The organism is Mesorhizobium cantuariense, from assembly GCF_042647205.1.
Taxonomy (GTDB): Bacteria; Pseudomonadota; Alphaproteobacteria; order Rhizobiales; family Rhizobiaceae; genus Mesorhizobium; species Mesorhizobium cantuariense.
In genome coordinates, this window is sequence record NZ_JBHRVD010000001.1 from 3,992,052 (window position 1) to 4,007,655 (window position 15,604).

Here is a 15,604-nt window from a genome sequence, read left to right on the forward strand (position 1 = left end):
CTTGCACCTTCACAGGAAGCCAGCCATGCAGCCCATTGCCAGCGAGCGCGGTCTCTACAACGGCCTGACCCGGGCCGAACCGACCCTGCCCTCATCGGCCTATTGGGACGCAGAAGCCTATCAAAGGGATCTCGACGCCATCTGGTATCGAAGCTGGCTGCTCATTTGCCGTGAGAGCGACCTTGCACAACCCCTGGCTTTCCGCAGATTCCGCATCGGCACGCAGGACATCGTCGTGCTGCGTGACGAGACCGGCGAGCTGCGCGCCTTCCACAACACCTGCCGCCATCGCGGCTCGCAGCTTTGCCAGGAAAGCGAGGGCCGGCTGAAGGCGCGGCTGATCACCTGCCCCTACCACGCCTGGTCCTACTCGCTGCGCGGCGATCTTGTGCGCGTGCCGTCGAAATCGCTGCCGGAAGGCTTCGACAAGGCCGACCATCCGCTTTATCGGGTAGCGCTTTCGGTGTGGCGCGGTTTTGTCTTCGTCAATCTGCAGGAGGACGCCGCTGGCTCGGCGCAGGCATCCTTCGATCCCGCCTCCGGCGATCTCGGCAATTGGCCGCTGGAGACGCTGGTGAGCGGCCACGTGCTGCGCAAGGTGATGAACTGCAACTGGAAGATCTTTTGGGAAAACTTCAACGAGTGCCTGCATTGCCCGGGCGTCCACAAGGACCTGTCGCGGCTGGTGCCGATCTATGGCCGCGGCCTGATGGGCCGGCATGACGACCCCGAATGGACGCGCCACGCCGATAATGACGCGCCCGAATTTTCCGGCGGCCTGCGCACTGGCGCCGAAACATGGTCGCGCGACGGCCAGGCGCATGGACCGGTCTTCTCGGGCCTGACACCAGCCGAGCGTGCCGCCGGCCAGACCTACGCCACCAGCCTGCCCTCGATGTTCGTCGTCGGCCATGTCGACTATATCAGAACCGTGCGGCTGGTACCGCAAGGCCCCGAGCAGACCGAGCTTGTCGCCGAATGGCTGTTCGCGCCCGAAGCGCTCGATGCAACCGACATCGACAACATCGTTGCCTTCGGCAAACAGGTGCTGGAGGAGGATGCGGCGATCTGCGAGGTCAACCAGAAAGGCCTGCACTCGATGCGCCACGCGGCCGGCGTGCTGATGCCCGAGGAATACGACCTGCATCGCTTCCACAACTGGGTGCGCGGGCATCACGCGGCGCTTCCGCCCAAACCCTGAAGAGCCCAAGCCCTGAAGATCAGAGCGATTTCGGCAGATAACGCCATGTCACAAAACCGCAAACCGCCGCCAGCAGGCCGAGCGTGACGAACACCGAGCCCAGCCCGAAGAAGGCCAGCACCACGGAATAGACCAGCGGCGGCGTCAGCTCGGAAAAATCGAGATAGGTGCGATAGACCGCCGCCATCTGCGATCTTTCATAGGAGCGCACCGAGCGCATGAAGGCGGTCGAGCCGAGCGCGTCGAGCGCAATGGTGAAGAAGGCACCGCCAAGCAGGAAGGCGCCGGTGAGCAGCGGCACGGTTTCGCCGACGAAACCTGCCGCCAAAAGCGTCGCCGACATGGCGAAATAGGCAAACGTCATGGTCCTGCGGCCGCCGAAGCGTTTCCCCGCCTTGCCCCAGAAGATGGCCATGAACAGCAGCGCATTGCCGGCCGAAACCAGCAGGCCGCCGGCCAGCTTGCCCTCGCCGGTGATCACCATGAACAGCGGACCATAGACGAAGAACGTCGTCCAGAAACAGGAGCGGCCGAAAGCGATCAGCCAGGCCAGCCTAAGCCTGGGCTGCGCGATGAAGCGGCCGATATTGGCGAGCGGATTGACTGGCCGTGTCTTGCCCGGACGGATCGACGGGTTGTCACCAAGCCGGTAGGTCCAAAACAGCGCCAGCAGGGCCAGGGCGAACACCGCCACCGCACCATGCGCGGCATAGATGCCGTAGCGTGTGTAGAGGAGGATGCCGAGCGTCGGCCCACCCGTCCAGGCCAGCATCGACCACGCCATGCGCAGCGATTCGGCCTGCATGAAATCGGTCTTGCGGATGTGGTCCATGATGTAGAGGTTGAGCGTGATCGACAGCGCGCTGGCACCCATCACCCGGCACAGCATGCCGGCCAATTGCCCGGCAAGCGTGTCGGTGACGAAGAACAGCGAGCCTATGGCGAGCAGGCAGGCGCCCGCCGTGTAGACCCAGCGGCGGGCAAAGCGGCGGATCAGCATCGGCATGAACAGGGTTACGGACAGGCCGAGCATCGCTACGACGGTGTAGAGGATCGAGACGATCTGCTCGTTGTGCAGGATCTCGTAGGCCTGGATCGGGATGACGCTCGACACTGTGGCGCGAGCAAAGGATTCGACCGCATAGAGCGAAGCGAAGGTGCGCGCGTCCGCGGCCTTGAGGGCCGGAAGCCAGATCGGATGGCGCACATGGGTGGACATTGCTTTCCCCAAAGCAGAATCACCGGTCAAATCTGCCGGGGCGATCCCGGCGCCAAGAAGAGGAAACCGACGCCTACCCGGCAAAAAGCGAAGTCGGCCAAAGGCTTCCCGGCACTGGCCCAATGCGGCGGATGATCAAAGCTCCCGGTCTTCTTTTGTCCGGGGCAACCGTGATAGTCGTCTTGCGGGGCTGAATCAGAATGCGAGACCATGAGCATCCAAACGCCGACCGCACCCGTTCAGGATCGACCAAAGCGCATCGTCGCCATCGACATCGTGCGCGGTATCGCGCTGATCGCCATGGCGAGCTACCATTTCACCTGGGATCTGGAATTCTTCGGCTACACCGATCCCGGCCTGACCGCCTTCGGCTGGTGGAAGATCTACGCGCGCTGCATCGCCTCGACCTTCCTGTTCCTGGTCGGCGTCAGCCTGTATCTCGCCCATGGCCGACAGATCCGCTGGAACGGCTTCCGGAAGCGGTTCGCCATGGTTGCCGGAGCCGCGATCGCGATTTCGGTCGCCACCCGCATCGCCACCCCGGACGGCTTCATCTTCTTCGGCATCTTGCACGAGATAGCGCTGGCAAGCCTGCTCGGCCTCGCCTTCCTGCGCCTGCCGGCGCTGCTGACGCTTGTCATTGCCGCGCTCGTCATCGCGGCACCGGTCTATCTGCGCTTCGAGGCTTTCGATCACCCGTGGCTGTGGTGGGTCGGCCTGTCGGCGAACAATCCGCGTTCCAACGACTACGTTCCGCTGTTTCCGTGGTTCGGCGCCGTCCTTGCGGGTATCGCGGTGACGAAACTCGCCGTCGGTTCAGGGGTGCTTGCCCGGCTTGCCGAATTGGCACCCGGTCGCTGGGCCAACCCGCTGGTTTTCATCGGCAGGCACAGCCTGGCCTTCTACCTGATCCACCAGCCATTGCTGATCGGCTGCATGTGGCTGTTCTCGCAGATGATGCCGGCACAGGTCGAAACCCCGCAGGTGAATTTCCTCAAAACCTGCCAGCTGTCTTGCGAGCAGTCGCGCGACACAGAGTTCTGTTCCAGCTACTGTGTCTGCATGCTCGATACGCTCGAGGGCGAGGCCACGCTTGATCGGCTCTATAACAACGACCAGACTGCGGAATGGAAGACACATTTGTCCGATCTTGCCGGCATGTGCACCGCCAAGACCGACAGCAAGTTGATGGAGGAAGGGGTCAAATGACCGAGAACCAGCCGAAGCCGGGGCTCATACCGTGGCCGCCGCTGATCTACACCGCCGCCATCGCCATCAGCATCGCGCTTGGCCTGCTCTATCCCCTGCCCTGGATCGGCGACCTGCTGGGCGACATTCTTTTCGCCGCCGGCTGGGTGGCGCTGTTTGCCGTCGCCGCACTCTGGTTCACCGCGATCCGCACCATGATCCGGGCCAAGACCACACTCAACCCCAACGCGGTGCCCGATCACCTTGTCACCACGGGTCCCTTCGGCATCACCCGCAATCCGATGTATCTGGCCAACACGCTGCTTTTGATCGGCGTCGCCTTTGTCTCGGGCATCGTGTGGTTCCTGCCGCTCGCCTTCATCGCCGCCTATGCCACGCAGAAGGCAGCGATCGAAGGCGAGGAAAAGGTGCTGGCGGCGAAGTTCGGCAAGAAATACCGAGATTATGCGAAGCGGGTGCGCCGCTGGATCTGAGCTGGCGCGCCCCGGTTTTCATCGCGCAGAGGTTTTGACGGGCGGCTTCGCTGATGGGGTCGCCGCGTTCGAAGATTAGCCGAAACATCCATTCCGTCGTCATCCACGGGCGAAGCAAGGAGCGTAGCGACGCAGCGCAGACCCGAGGATGACGAAGTTTGGAAGACTTAGGCTAATCTCCAACGTTTGCCATGCCGCTCAAACGCGCGCTAGAATCCAGTCCGCCTACGTATTCACACCAAGTTCCACCAGCCGCTCCACACAAGATTCCTCGGCCTGGTCGAGTTCGGCCAGCGTCTCTTCGAGGTCGCGGCGCTTCTGCCTGAGATCCTCGCGCTTTTCCTCGATGCGCTTGATCATCAGCTTGAGTTGACCGACCTCGCCGGGCGGCGCCTTGTACATCTGGATGATTTCGCGGATCTCGTTGATCGAGAAGCCGAGCCTTTTGCCGCGCATGATCTGGCGGATGAGATGGCGATCGGACGGGCGAAACAGCCGCGTGCGGCCGCGCCGCACCGGCTGCACCAGCCCCTCGTCCTCATAGAAGCGCAGCGTCCGCGTCGATACGTCGAACTCGCGAGTCAACTCGGTGATCGAATAATATTCTCGCATTGCCACTCCGCACGCCGGAATCCCGGGCGATCGCCATGCGGCATCGCCCCTCCGTCCCGAACCAAAACCCATGCCACGCCGGAATCGACAAGGCGCCCCGCGCAAGCCTCGCATGGCATTTACGTAAAAGTCAATTGAGACAAAGGGGTGCCTTCAGGGCACACCGAACCACCATGTGGCAATGCCGAGAAAGGCAAAGAAGCCGACGACATCGGTCACCGTGGTGACGAAGACCGCCGAAGCGACCGCCGGATCGACCTTGAAACGGTCGAGCAGCAGCGGGATCAGGATGCCGGCCAAGGCAGCCGCGAACATGTTGATGATCATCGCCGCCGCGATAATGCCACCCAGATTGGGGTCGCGGAACCAGGCGGCGGCAACGATGCCGATCAGGATGGCGAAGACGATGCCGTTGATGAAGCCGACGCCCATCTCGCGGCGGATGATGCGGCCGGCATTGTAGATGTCGAGATCCTTGGTCGCCAGCGCCCGCACCGTGACGGTCATGGTCTGCGAGCCGGCGTTGCCACCCATGCCGGCGACGATCGGCATCAGCACCGCCAGCGCCACGATATGCTCGATCGTGCGGTCGAACAGACTGATCACCGATGCGGCCAGGAATGCCGTCAACAGATTGATCAACAGCCATGGAACGCGCGAGCGCGAGGTGGAGAAAACACTGTCGGACAGCTCTTCATCGCCGACGCCGCCCATGCGCATCAGATCTTCCTCGGCCTCCTGCTGGATGACGTCGACGACGTCATCGATGGTCAGCACGCCGACCAGCCGCTCGTTCTCGTCGACCACGGCGGCCGAAAGCAGATCATACTGCTCGAATTCCCGCGCCGCTTCTTCCTGGTCCATGGTGGCGGGAATGGCGTGCCGCGTCTCATGCATGACCTCCTCGACCTTGACCGAGCGCCTGGTGCGCAAGATCTGATCGAGGTCGATGGCGCCGAGCAGCTTGAAGGTCGGGTCGATGACGAAGATCTGGCTGAAGCGCTCAGGCAGATTCTGGTCGTCGCGCATGTAGTCGATGGTCTGGCCGATCGTCCAGAACGGCGGCACCGCGACGAACTCGGTCTGCATGCGCCGGCCGGCGGTCTCTTCCGGATAGTCGAGCGAGCGGCGCAGCCTGATCCGCTCGGTGAACGGCAGCTGCGACAGGATCTCGTCCTGGTCTTCCTTCTCGAGGTCTTCGAGAATGTAGACGGCGTCGTCGGAATCGAGCTCCTGCACCGCCTGGGCGATCTGCGCATTGGGCAGATTGTCGACGATCTCCATGCGGATCGCCTCGTCGACCTCGGTCAGCGAGGAGAAGTCGAAATCGGCGCCCAAGAGTTCGACCAGCGCGCGGCGCTGTTCGGGATGCAGCGCCTCGAGCAGGTCGCCGAGTTCCGACTGGTGCAGGTCGTCGACTTCATGCTTGAGCGTGAGCGTGTCGCGGTCGGCGATCGCCGCCCCAATCCGCGCAAGGAAGGACGAAAGGACTGCGCCGTCCTCGCCATAGATGTCGGCGTGGTGATCCTCGGCGGCCCTGGCGCCGGTCGTCCGTTCGTCCTGGCCTTCCACCAGCGCCTCCCGCCATCGCAATCCCGGAAAAGGTGCAAATCAGGTCTAGAGCATCGGGCCCGAAAGTGGAAACCGGTTTTGGGAGAATCCGATGCTCAAAAAGAAAGTGGCGTAAAGTGCGGGAATATCAAACAAAATGCGCCCCGCCCATGGGGCGGAGGCTGGCACATATCGGATTCTGGGAAGAGAGAATGGTGCGGTCGAGAAGACTCGAACTTCCACGGGTTGCCCCACAGCGACCTCAACGCTGCGCGTCTACCAATTCCGCCACGACCGCACGTGGTAGAGCCGGAACCGACCGGCTCGCGGCGTGTAGCAAATCGTTTCCGGCGAAACAAGTGCGCGGCAAGCAATAATGTCAGGCGATTGGCATAATGCTCCACAGGGTTCGGATGCATAGCCGGAACTGGACGTTTGCGCCTGATATCGCCATATGGAAGGCAAGTTCATGTCGCACGAAAGTGCAAGGCGATTTTGGAACCGCGACGAGCATAAGCGAAAAGACAACACCTCATGCCAGAACGCAGCCAGATCGCCACGTCGTTCCTGCCGCTCCCCGGCTCAGTACCGGTCGAATGGCTGATCGAGCCCGGCCTCACCGCCTATCCCGATGCGCTCGCCTTCATGGAGGCGCGCGCCGAGGCGATCCGAAGCGGGGCGGCCGGCGAAATGGTCTGGCTGGTCGAACACCCGCCGCTCTACACCGCCGGCACCAGCGCCCGCGGCGAGGATTTGATCGACGCGAACCGCTTCCCGGTGTTTGCGGCAGGACGCGGCGGCGAATACACCTATCATGGGCCGGGCCAGCGGGTCGCCTATATCATGCTCGATCTCAAGCGGCGGCGCGAGGATGTGCGCGCCTTCGTTGCGGCGCTCGAACAGTGGATCATCGGCACGCTCGCCGCCTTCAACGTGCAGGGCGAACGCCGCGAGGACCGGGTCGGCGTCTGGGTGGTGCGACCGGACCGCCCTGCCTTGCCGGACGGCTCGCCGGCCGAGGACAAGATCGCGGCAATAGGCATCCGGCTGCGGCGCTGGGTCAGCTTTCACGGCATCGCCATCAATGTCGAGCCGGATCTCGACCATTTCAGTGGCATCGTGCCCTGTGGCGTGCAGGATCACGGCGTCACCAGCCTCGTCGACCTCGGCCTTCCCTTGGGAATGGCCGACCTCGACCTGGCACTGAAATCCGCCTTCGAGGACGTCTTCGGTCCCGCCACGGCTCTGCCTGTCGAAGTCGCGCGCAAGGCCGGCTGAGCCTTCCTGATCCGGTACTGCTCAGATCAGCTGCGCGGAGGCCCACAGGACGCCGTAGCCATGGATGGCGAACACCGCCAGCAGCGCTGCCGCCATGGCAAAGCGGTCGACAGTGCGGATCGGCTTCAACTCGTGACGCGGCTTTACACCGCTGCTCGTCGTCAGCAGGCTGAGGATCGAAAACACCGCTCCCGAAGCGAGCAGAAAATTGGCGGAAAAACCGGCCCGCCACCCCACGGCCAGGAAGGCCGAGAGCAGGAAGAACGAGGCCAGCGCCAGCGCGATCGGCCCCGGGCAGATCTGGCGCAGCACCTGGCCGCCGTCGAACTTCCACACCGGCACCAGATTGGCGATGTTGAACAGGGCGGCAAACCCCGCCAGAGCGGCCAGCAGCATTGCCGCCAGCCGATGTCCTTCCGCGCCGGCAAAGGTACTTGCAGCGATTGCGATCGGCACCAGGAAGGCGGAGAAGCCGGCGCCCATCAATGCCACGAAGGCGACCTCGAAACGGCTGTCATACGGCCGCCCGCCAATGGCAATGCCGCCGAGCAGCGGAATGAAGATCATTCGTGCCCTGTTGTGGCCCATCAGGCGGAATGCCGCCATGTGGCCAAGCTCGTGCAAGGCGACCACCGATGTGAGGATCGCGGCCAGCGCCAGCCCGCCGAAATGGAGGCCGAAGAACGGCCACAGGATCAATGCCGAAAGACCGGCGAAGCCGACCTGGCTCAGCGGATGCTCGAACCAGCCACCCTTGCGATACTGCCCGGTCCGCGCCCAGCGCTGCAGCTTGGAGAGTTCGCGGCGCATGGCGAAATAGCGGAACACTGGGAAAGCAACGCCGCGGTAGCGATCGGTCTGGCTGAGGGTGACCCACGTACCATTGCCGTCGGAGACGAGTTCGGTGGTTTCGCGAAAATCCTTCCAGAACGAGGCGTCGAGCGCGGTGTCCTCGATGACGCGCATCGAGAAGCGGCTGCCCTCGACAATGTCTTCGAACCGCGACTTGCGCTCGATCGGCTTGCCGTCGCGGCCTTCCCAGGACAGCATGATTCGAGCCACGCCCTCACCGTCCGGCGCTTCGGCCGAGAGTATCTCACCGGACCAGCCGGCATCGCTGCCAAGCGGCCACAGCGCCTGCCACAGGCGCTGCCGGTCCATCGCTACCAGACGAGACAGCCGGACCGTGCGCAGACCAAGCGGCACGGTCATCAAGAGAAAGATCAGCCCGAGATTGCTGGCCACGAGAATGGCCGTGACGATGGGCGACACGCGACGCTCCCTGTCTTTCAGGGCACCCTAACGTCGCGGCGGCAAGAAAAGCTTAACGGCGGAACGGGTCATAGCCCACTCAGGACCAGCGGCGGCCAACGCCGCCAAATCACATGGCTCCGATCCAGATCGCCATGGAAACGAGAAAGGTGCTCATGCAAACCAGTGAGATGACATCCTGAACCAGATCGGTCATAACTCTCTCCTGTTGTTGATATGTTCGTAGTTTGTTCTAATTTTGTTCAAATGTCAACGAGCACAATCCGGCCGCGTCCGGAATTTCCGGGCGATCAGATCGGCAGGGTTAAGGAAAGGTTGACGGGGCGTCGGACAGTGCTACGTGGGCAGATCGCAGCCTTTGCGATTGGCCAATACACCCATCGCTTCGTCATCCTAGGGCGGAGCAAGGAGCGGAGCGACGCGCGCAGACCCTAGGATGACGACATCGGAGACTAAAGCGGCACCACTTTGCCGTCGGCCAGGGTGACGCGCCGGTCCATGCGCGATGCCAGCTCGTGATTGTGGGTGGCGATCAGCGCCGCAAGGCCCGATTGCTTGACCAGCGCCGCCAGCGCGTCGAACACATAGGAGGCGGTGACCGGGTCGAGATTGCCGGTCGGCTCATCCGCCAGCAGCACCAGCGGCGCATTGGCAACCGCACGGGCAATGGCGACGCGCTGCTGCTCGCCGCCGGAGAGCTCGGACGGCCGGTGCGACGCACGCTTGCCGATCTGCATGTAGTCGAGCAGCAGTGCCGCGCGCTCTGCCGCGTCCTTGCGGCTCAGCCCTTTGATGAGCTGTGGCATCATGATGTTTTCCAGCGCCGAGAATTCCGGCAGCAGGTGATGGAACTGGTAGACGAAGCCGACATCGTTGCGGCGGATCGCCGTGCGCTCGTCGTCGGAGAGCCGCCCGCAGGCACGGCCAGCCAGGATGACGTCGCCAGCGTCAGGACGCTCCAGCAGGCCGGCGGTGTGCAGCAGCGTCGACTTGCCGGTGCCCGACGGCGCCACCAGCGCCACCATCTCGCCGCGCTTCAGCGAGAAGTCCGCGCCATTGAGAATGGTGAGCTTGCGCGGCCCCTGGACATAGTGCCGCTCGACGCTCTTCAACTCGATAATGGCCTCGGCCATCACTCGTACCTCAAGGCTTCGACCGGATCGAGCCGGGCGGCCCGCCATGCCGGAAACACCGTTGCCAGGAAGGACAGACCGAGCGCCATCAGGACGACGTAGGTCGTCTCGCGCGGATCCATCTTCGCCGGCAGCTGGCTGAGGAAATAGAGCTCCGGATTGAACAGCACCTTGCCGGTCATCCACGAGAAGAACTGGCGGATCGATTCGATGTTGGTGCAGATCAGCACGCCGAGCAGCACGCCGGCGAGCGTGCCGGTAACGCCGATCGCCGCCCCCGTCATCAAGAAGATGCGCAGGATGGCGCCGCGCGTCGCCCCCATGGTGCGCAGGATGGCGATGTCGTGCCCCTTGTCCTTCACCAGCATGATCAAGCCGGAGATGATGTTGAGCGCCGCCACCAGCACGATCAGCGTCAGGATCATGAACATGACATTGCGCTCGACCTGCAGGGCGGAGAAGAAGGTCTCGTTGCGCTGGCGCCAGTCAACCATGTCGATCGGCCGCTGCGCAGCCGCCTCCACCTTCGGTTTCAGCGCATCGACGTCATCGGGATTATCGACATAGATCTCGATCGTCTGCGCCCGACCGTCCATGTTGAAATAGAGCTGCGCTTCGGCGAACGGCATGTAGACGATGGAGGTGTCATATTCGGACATGCCGACTTCGAAGATCGCCGCGATCTTGTAGCCCTTCATGCGCGGCGTCGTGCCAATCGGCGTCACGTCGCCGTCCGGCGAGATCAAGGTGATGGTGTCACCAAGCGTCAGGCCGAGATTCTCGGCCATGCGCTTGCCGATGGCAACGCCCTCGCCGGTGTCGAAATCGGCGATCGAGCCCTGTTTGATGTTGCTGGCGACGATAGCGATCTTGCTGAGATCCTCACCACGTATGCCGCGCACCAGCGCACCGGTTCCGCCGCCGACATTGCCCTGCGCCAGCACCTGGCCATCGATCAGCGGGATGGCGTATTTGATGCCGGGCACGCCGTTGATACGGCCGGCGACCTGCGCATAGTCCTCCAGCGGCGAATCGAGCGGCTGCACGATCAGATGACCGTTGACGCCGAGGATGCGCGTCAACAACTCCGCCCGGAAGCCGTTCATCACCGCCATGACCACGATCAGCGTGGCGACGCCCAGCATGATGCCGAGGAAGGAGATCGAGGCGATCACCGAAATCACCGTCTCCTTGCGCCGCGAGCGCAGATAGCGCCACGCGACCATGCGTTCGAAGATGGAAAAGGGTCCGGCGCCCGCCGATCTTGCCGCCACCGCCTCGCTCATGCGGCGACACCGAAGCGCTTTTTCGCGTCAGCGATCGGCAACGTCTCGCGCTCGCCGGTCTTGCGATTCTTGATCTCGATCTCGCCGGCAGCCACGCCGCGCGGCCCGACGATCACTTGCCACGGCAGGCCGATCAGATCGGCGGTGGCGAACTTGCCGCCGGGCCGCTGGTCGGTGTCGTCGTAAAGCACGTCCTTGCCGGCGGCGACGAAAGCGGCATGCAACTCGTCGCAGACACGGTCGCACTCGGCGTCGCCCGCCTTCATGTTGATCAGCCCGATGTCGAACGGCGCCACGGCTTCCGGCCAGATGATGCCGTTGTCGTCATGGCTGGCTTCGATGATCGCCGCGACCAGACGCGACGGACCGATGCCGTAGGAGCCGCCGGAGACGAAATGATCCTTGCCGTCGGGCCCGGTCACCTTGGCGCCCATCGGCTTGGAATATTTGTCGCCGAAATGGAAGATGTGGCCGACCTCGATGCCGCGCGCGGAGACCTTGTCGGTTTCGCCGATCTTTTCCCAAGCCGCCTCGTCATGCATCTCGTCGGTGGCGGCGTAGGGCGTCGTCCATGTCTTGACGATGCCGGCGATCTCGGCGTCGTTGGCAAAGTCGGTATTGGCCCCAGGCACATCGAGCGAAAGATAGTCGCGGTGGCAATAGACCTGGCTCTCGCCGGTGTCGGCGAGGATGATGAATTCATGGCTGAGATCGCCGCCGATCGGCCCGGTGTCGGCGCGCATCGGAATCGCCTGCAGCCCCATGCGCGTAAAAGTCCTGAGATAGGACACGAACATCCTGTTGTAGGCCGCCCTGGCGCCCTCGAAGTCGAGGTCGAAGGAATAGGCGTCCTTCATCAGGAATTCTCTGCTGCGCATGACGCCGAAGCGCGGCCGCACTTCGTCGCGGAACTTCCACTGGATGTGGTAGAGATTGAGCGGCAGGTCCTTGTAGGACTTCACATAGGCGCGGACGATCTCGGTGACCACTTCCTCATTGGTCGGACCGTAGAGCATGTCGCGGTCCTGCCGGTCCTTGATGCGCAGCATCTCCTTGCCGTAGTCGTCATAGCGGCCGCTTTCGCGCCACAGATCGGCCGACTGGATGGTCGGCATCAGGATTTCCAGCGCGCCGGCGCGATTCTGCTCCTCGCGGATGATGCGGCAGACCTTGTCCAGCACCCGTTTGCCGAGCGGCAACCACGAGAAACTGCCCTGCCCCTGCTGGCGGATCATGCCGGCACGCAGCATCAGCCGGTGCGAGACGATCTCGGCCTCGCGCGGATTTTCTTTGAGGATAGGCAGGAAATAGCGCGACAAACGCATGGACAGGTCCGTGAGTGAGGATGGCCGCGTCAGAATCGGCGCGGCTTTGGCTTGCTTGACCCGGCTTCATAGCCATTTCATGGCGGAATGGAAACCCGGACGCATCGGCCCGAAAATCGGAAATCGATTTTCAAAAAGCACAGGCAGCCGGGATCAAAAGCGTTGCGGCGTCCTTCGCGCGTCCAGCGGACGCGCGGCGCTGCAAGGCGCCGCGATTGCCCCGGGTGTCTTATTGGTCGTATCCGAAGCAACGCCTGCCACACTATTGTGCAGTGCAGCACGAGAATGCCCGTTTCAAGGCAAAATTCTTCGTGACATTTTCATTCGCCTTAGGCTAATGTACCTCGATAACCGAGAGGGCAGAAAAAAATCTGCTCTCCTACGCGGTCAAAGTCTTGGGAGGATGCGATCTAGGCGCGGTTACTCGCTGCCACCGGAAACCGGAAACAGATCGGACGCGTTTAAATTGCAAGGCCTTGTGCCTTGCATTTTTTTTGTGCAATCAGCTATTTAGCGCGACGCGTTGCCAAACCACCTTACCTTGCGTCAGCACTCGCCCGGCCGCAAAAACGCACCGCAGTCCTGTCGGAAACCGCGCATGATTCCGAAGGATAAAAACGTCGTTGCCGGACAGTCTATTTGGCTGGGGTTTGGTTGAATTCCGGCACGATGTGCGGGATGTCGTTGAGGCTGTAACCCAGCCCATGCGTCAGGCCATAGAAAATGCCCATCAGGACAGCCGTGGCGACGGTGGTGCGGATCACGGCGCGCAGCATGTGCGGTCCGCGCGGTGCGCTCGGAACCGTGCCCAGCGTCACGTCATGGTCGTCGTCCTGCGTCTTCACACTGAACGGCAGCACGGCAAACAGCACCACCCACCAGGTCGCGAAAAACAGGGCGGTGAACGAAACCCAGCTCATGATTGCTCCAGTTCGATCAGCGTGCCGAAGAAATCCTTCGGATGCAGGAACAGCACCGGCTTGCCGTGCGCGCCGATCTTCGGGTTGCCGTCGCCAAGCACGCGGGCGCCGGCAGCCTTGAGCTGATCGCGCGCGGCCAGGATGTCGTCGACCTCGTAGCAAAGATGGTGCATGCCGCCGGAAGGGTTCTTCTCCAGGAAGGCGGCGATCGGCGATCCCTCGCCCAAAGGCTCCAGAAGTTCGATCTTGGTGTTGCCGACATTGACGAACACCACCGTGACGCCATGCTCTGGCAGCGCCTGCGGCTCCGTCACGTCCGCGCCGAGCGTGTTGCGATAGGCGGCGACGGCAGCTGTCAGCTCCGGCACGGCAAGCGCGACATGGTTCAAACGTCCGAGCATAGGTTTTCCTCAGGGCAGTAAGGCAATAGGCTCCCTTTCGTCACCTTGTGACGAATACAGTCACCAGCGGCTTCTTGCCCCAGGCTTCGTTGGCGGCGCCGCGCACGGCGCGCCGTACTGCTTCCTGCACCAGGTCGAGATCTTTTCGGCGCTGACGGGGGATCGAGTCCACCGCGCCGATTGCCGCATCGATCATCAAATCTTCCAGCGACTCGCCACGGCCATCGGCCTCGGCGACGCCGATGGCGACCAGATCGGGGTCACCGGCAAGCTCATATTTGTCGTCGAGCACGACGTTGACCGCGACATGGCCGGCAAAGGACAGTTTGCGCCGGTCGCGAATGCCCATCGCCTGATCGGTGCCAAGCAGTCTGCCATCCTTGTAGACGCGGCCGAACGGCACCTGGTCGATGATGGTGGCGGGGCCGGGAGCAAGCCGCAGCATGTCGCCGTCGCGCACCTGCGCCACCTGGCCGATGCCCGAAGTCGACATCAGCGACCCCTGCGCCACCAGATGCGCCGCCTCGCCATGCACGGGAACGCCGATCTGCGGGCGCACCCATTCATACATCTTGCGCAACTCGCTGCGCCGCGGATGGCCCGAGACATGCACCAGCGCATCGCCGTCCTCGATGATCTTGACGCCGAGGTCGATGAGACGGTTCTTGATCTCGAGGATCGCCTTCTCGTTGCCGGGAATGGTACGCGAGGAAAACACCACCGTGTCGCCGGCCGTCAGCGACACCGATTTCATCTCTTCGCGCGACAGCTTGGCCAATGCGGCCAGCGGCTCGCCCTGGCTGCCGGTGCAGATGATGACCAGGTTTTCGCGCGGGATAAAGCCAAAATCCTCCTCGGCGATGAACTCGGGCAGGCCGTCCATGTAGCCGAGCTCGCCCGCCACATCGATGACCCGCTTCAGCGAACGGCCGAGCACCAGGCACTGACGGCCGGCATCGCGCGCCGCCTTGGCAATGGAGACGATGCGTCCGACATTGGAGGAGAACGTGGTGACGGCGACACGGCCCTTGGCAGCCTGGATGACGCCCTTGAGGCCTTCGCCCACGGCCACTTCCGAAGGCGACTCGCCTTCGCGCAGCGCATTGGTCGAATCGCAGATCAGTGCCAGCACGCCCTTGTCGCCATAGGCGCGGAACCGCGCCTCGTCGGTCTTCGGCCCGATTGTCGGCTCCGGATCGATCTTCCAGTCACCGGTGTGGATGACGGTGCCGGCCGGCGAGGTGATCGCCAGCGACATCGGTTCAGGGATGGAGTGCGCGACCGGGATGGCTTCGATCTCGAACGGGCCGACGGTGAATTTCTCGCCCGCCCGGTAGATCGTCAGCGGGATTTTCGGCGCGCCCTGCTCGCCTTGCCGCTTGGCTTCGAGCAAACCGGCGCTGAACGGCGTCATCCAGACCGGCGCCTTCAGCTTCGGCCAGGTGTCGAGCAGCGCGCCGTAATGGTCTTCATGCGCATGCGTGATGATGATGCCGCGCAGATTGGCGAGGTTCTCCTCGATGAAGCGCGTGTCGGGCAGCACCAGGTCGACGCCGGGCAGGCTGGCATCGGGGAAGGTCACGCCAACATCGATGACGATCCACTCGCGCGCACTGGGCGGCCCGTAGCCGTAAAGAGCGAAGTTCATACCGATCTCGCCGACGCCGCCGAGCGGCACGAAGACGAGTTCGGCGTTTTCCGCTTTCGCCATGATTTTTCCCTTC

At 63.0% G+C, this 15,604-nt stretch carries 14 protein-coding genes and 1 tRNA gene; 4 read left to right on the forward strand and 11 right to left on the reverse strand.

Translation table 11 applies throughout. The annotated features are described in order from the left end of the window. Nucleotides 1–25 precede the first annotated feature (25 nt). Complete coding sequence (locus ACFOJ9_RS19355; RefSeq protein WP_378980471.1) at nt 26–1,201, forward strand: aromatic ring-hydroxylating oxygenase subunit alpha; 1,176 nt, start codon at nt 26–28, stop codon at nt 1,199–1,201. Between the two features lie 19 nt (nt 1,202–1,220). On the opposite strand, the gene ACFOJ9_RS19360 is transcribed toward ACFOJ9_RS19355, so the two are convergent. Beyond that, nucleotides 1,221–2,420 carry an MFS transporter gene (locus ACFOJ9_RS19360; protein WP_378980472.1) on the reverse strand — a complete coding sequence of 400 codons (1,200 nt, stop codon included), beginning with the start codon at nt 2,418–2,420 and terminating at the stop codon, nt 1,221–1,223. A 210-nt stretch (nt 2,421–2,630) separates the two neighbouring features. On the opposite strand from ACFOJ9_RS19360, the gene ACFOJ9_RS19365 reads away from it, so the two are divergent. Next, nucleotides 2,631–3,629 carry a heparan-alpha-glucosaminide N-acetyltransferase gene (locus ACFOJ9_RS19365; protein WP_378980473.1) on the forward strand — a complete coding sequence of 333 codons (999 nt, stop codon included), beginning with the start codon at nt 2,631–2,633 and terminating at the stop codon, nt 3,627–3,629. Next, nucleotides 3,626–4,102: a methyltransferase family protein gene (locus ACFOJ9_RS19370; RefSeq protein ID WP_378980474.1), complete on the forward strand. Its 477-nt coding sequence runs from the start codon at nt 3,626–3,628 to the stop codon at nt 4,100–4,102. The genes ACFOJ9_RS19365 and ACFOJ9_RS19370 overlap by 4 nt, the downstream gene beginning before the upstream one ends. A gap of 225 nt (nt 4,103–4,327) precedes the next feature. Here the strand turns inward: ACFOJ9_RS19370 and ACFOJ9_RS19375 are convergent, their stop codons facing one another. The 3 genes from ACFOJ9_RS19375 to ACFOJ9_RS19385 all read right to left on the reverse strand — a co-directional run bounded on the left by ACFOJ9_RS19375 (nt 4,328) and on the right by ACFOJ9_RS19385 (nt 6,563). Further along, a complete protein-coding gene (locus ACFOJ9_RS19375; RefSeq protein WP_056596491.1) occupies nt 4,328–4,714 on the reverse strand; it encodes a MerR family transcriptional regulator in 387 nt (128 codons plus the stop codon). Nucleotides 4,715–4,867: 153 nt separating this feature from the next. Then, nucleotides 4,868–6,286 (reverse strand): magnesium transporter, encoded by a 1,419-nt coding sequence (gene mgtE, locus ACFOJ9_RS19380; RefSeq protein ID WP_378980475.1) that lies wholly within the window; start codon nt 6,284–6,286, stop codon nt 4,868–4,870. 192 nt (nt 6,287–6,478) lie between these two features. Next, nucleotides 6,479–6,563 (reverse strand) — tRNA-Leu (locus ACFOJ9_RS19385). A gap of 236 nt (nt 6,564–6,799) precedes the next feature. Here ACFOJ9_RS19385 and lipB point away from each other — a divergent pair. After that, the gene (gene lipB, locus ACFOJ9_RS19390) at nt 6,800–7,543 is read left to right on the forward strand and encodes a lipoyl(octanoyl) transferase LipB (RefSeq protein WP_378980476.1); all 744 of its coding nucleotides are present in this window, start codon (nt 6,800–6,802) and stop codon (nt 7,541–7,543) included. A 21-nt stretch (nt 7,544–7,564) separates the two neighbouring features. On the opposite strand, the gene ACFOJ9_RS19395 is transcribed toward lipB, so the two are convergent. The 7 genes from ACFOJ9_RS19395 to ACFOJ9_RS19425 all read right to left on the reverse strand — a co-directional run bounded on the left by ACFOJ9_RS19395 (nt 7,565) and on the right by ACFOJ9_RS19425 (nt 15,591). Beyond that, on the reverse strand, nt 7,565–8,815 hold the full coding sequence (locus ACFOJ9_RS19395; protein WP_378980477.1) for a site-2 protease family protein: 1,251 nt from the start codon (nt 8,813–8,815) through the stop codon (nt 7,565–7,567). 452 nt (nt 8,816–9,267) lie between these two features. Next, entirely contained in the window at nt 9,268–9,951 is a 684-nt protein-coding gene (locus ACFOJ9_RS19400; protein WP_378980478.1) for an ABC transporter ATP-binding protein, read from the reverse strand. Further along, entirely contained in the window at nt 9,948–11,234 is a 1,287-nt protein-coding gene (locus ACFOJ9_RS19405) for a lipoprotein-releasing ABC transporter permease subunit (protein WP_378980479.1), read from the reverse strand. The genes ACFOJ9_RS19400 and ACFOJ9_RS19405 overlap by 4 nt, the downstream gene beginning before the upstream one ends. Next, nucleotides 11,231–12,559, reverse strand: a complete 1,329-nt coding sequence (proS, locus tag ACFOJ9_RS19410) for a proline--tRNA ligase (RefSeq protein ID WP_378980480.1) — start codon at nt 12,557–12,559, stop codon at nt 11,231–11,233. Before proS ends, ACFOJ9_RS19405 begins: the two co-directional genes overlap by 4 nt. 635 nt (nt 12,560–13,194) lie before the next feature. Then, on the reverse strand, nt 13,195–13,479 hold the full coding sequence (locus tag ACFOJ9_RS19415; RefSeq protein ID WP_378980481.1) for a DUF1467 family protein: 285 nt from the start codon (nt 13,477–13,479) through the stop codon (nt 13,195–13,197). Beyond that, a complete protein-coding gene (mce, locus tag ACFOJ9_RS19420; RefSeq protein ID WP_378980482.1) occupies nt 13,476–13,880 on the reverse strand; it encodes a methylmalonyl-CoA epimerase in 405 nt (134 codons plus the stop codon). Before mce ends, ACFOJ9_RS19415 begins: the two co-directional genes overlap by 4 nt. A 40-nt stretch (nt 13,881–13,920) precedes the next feature. Then, nucleotides 13,921–15,591: a ribonuclease J gene (locus tag ACFOJ9_RS19425; RefSeq protein WP_378980483.1), complete on the reverse strand. Its 1,671-nt coding sequence runs from the start codon at nt 15,589–15,591 to the stop codon at nt 13,921–13,923. Nucleotides 15,592–15,604: the final 13 nt, after the last annotated feature.

Excerpts from the sequence above, each read along its gene's own strand:
- ACFOJ9_RS19355 (WP_378980471.1), top strand. The coding sequence starts at position 26 with ATGCAGCCCATTGCCAGCGAGCGCGGTCTCTACAACGGCCTGACCCGG.
- ACFOJ9_RS19360 (WP_378980472.1), bottom strand. The coding sequence starts at position 2,420 with ATGTCCACCCATGTGCGCCATCCGATCTGGCTTCCGGCCCTCAAGGCC.
- ACFOJ9_RS19365 (WP_378980473.1), top strand. The coding sequence starts at position 2,631 with ATGAGCATCCAAACGCCGACCGCACCCGTTCAGGATCGACCAAAGCGC.
- ACFOJ9_RS19370 (WP_378980474.1), top strand. The coding sequence starts at position 3,626 with ATGACCGAGAACCAGCCGAAGCCGGGGCTCATACCGTGGCCGCCGCTG.
- ACFOJ9_RS19375 (WP_056596491.1), bottom strand. The coding sequence starts at position 4,714 with ATGCGAGAATATTATTCGATCACCGAGTTGACTCGCGAGTTCGACGTA.
- lipB (WP_378980476.1), top strand. The coding sequence starts at position 6,800 with ATGCCAGAACGCAGCCAGATCGCCACGTCGTTCCTGCCGCTCCCCGGC.
- ACFOJ9_RS19405 (WP_378980479.1), bottom strand. The coding sequence starts at position 11,234 with ATGAGCGAGGCGGTGGCGGCAAGATCGGCGGGCGCCGGACCCTTTTCC.
- proS (WP_378980480.1), bottom strand. The coding sequence starts at position 12,559 with ATGCGTTTGTCGCGCTATTTCCTGCCTATCCTCAAAGAAAATCCGCGC.
- ACFOJ9_RS19415 (WP_378980481.1), bottom strand. The coding sequence starts at position 13,479 with ATGAGCTGGGTTTCGTTCACCGCCCTGTTTTTCGCGACCTGGTGGGTG.
- mce (WP_378980482.1), bottom strand. The coding sequence starts at position 13,880 with ATGCTCGGACGTTTGAACCATGTCGCGCTTGCCGTGCCGGAGCTGACA.
- ACFOJ9_RS19425 (WP_378980483.1), bottom strand. The coding sequence starts at position 15,591 with ATGGCGAAAGCGGAAAACGCCGAACTCGTCTTCGTGCCGCTCGGCGGC.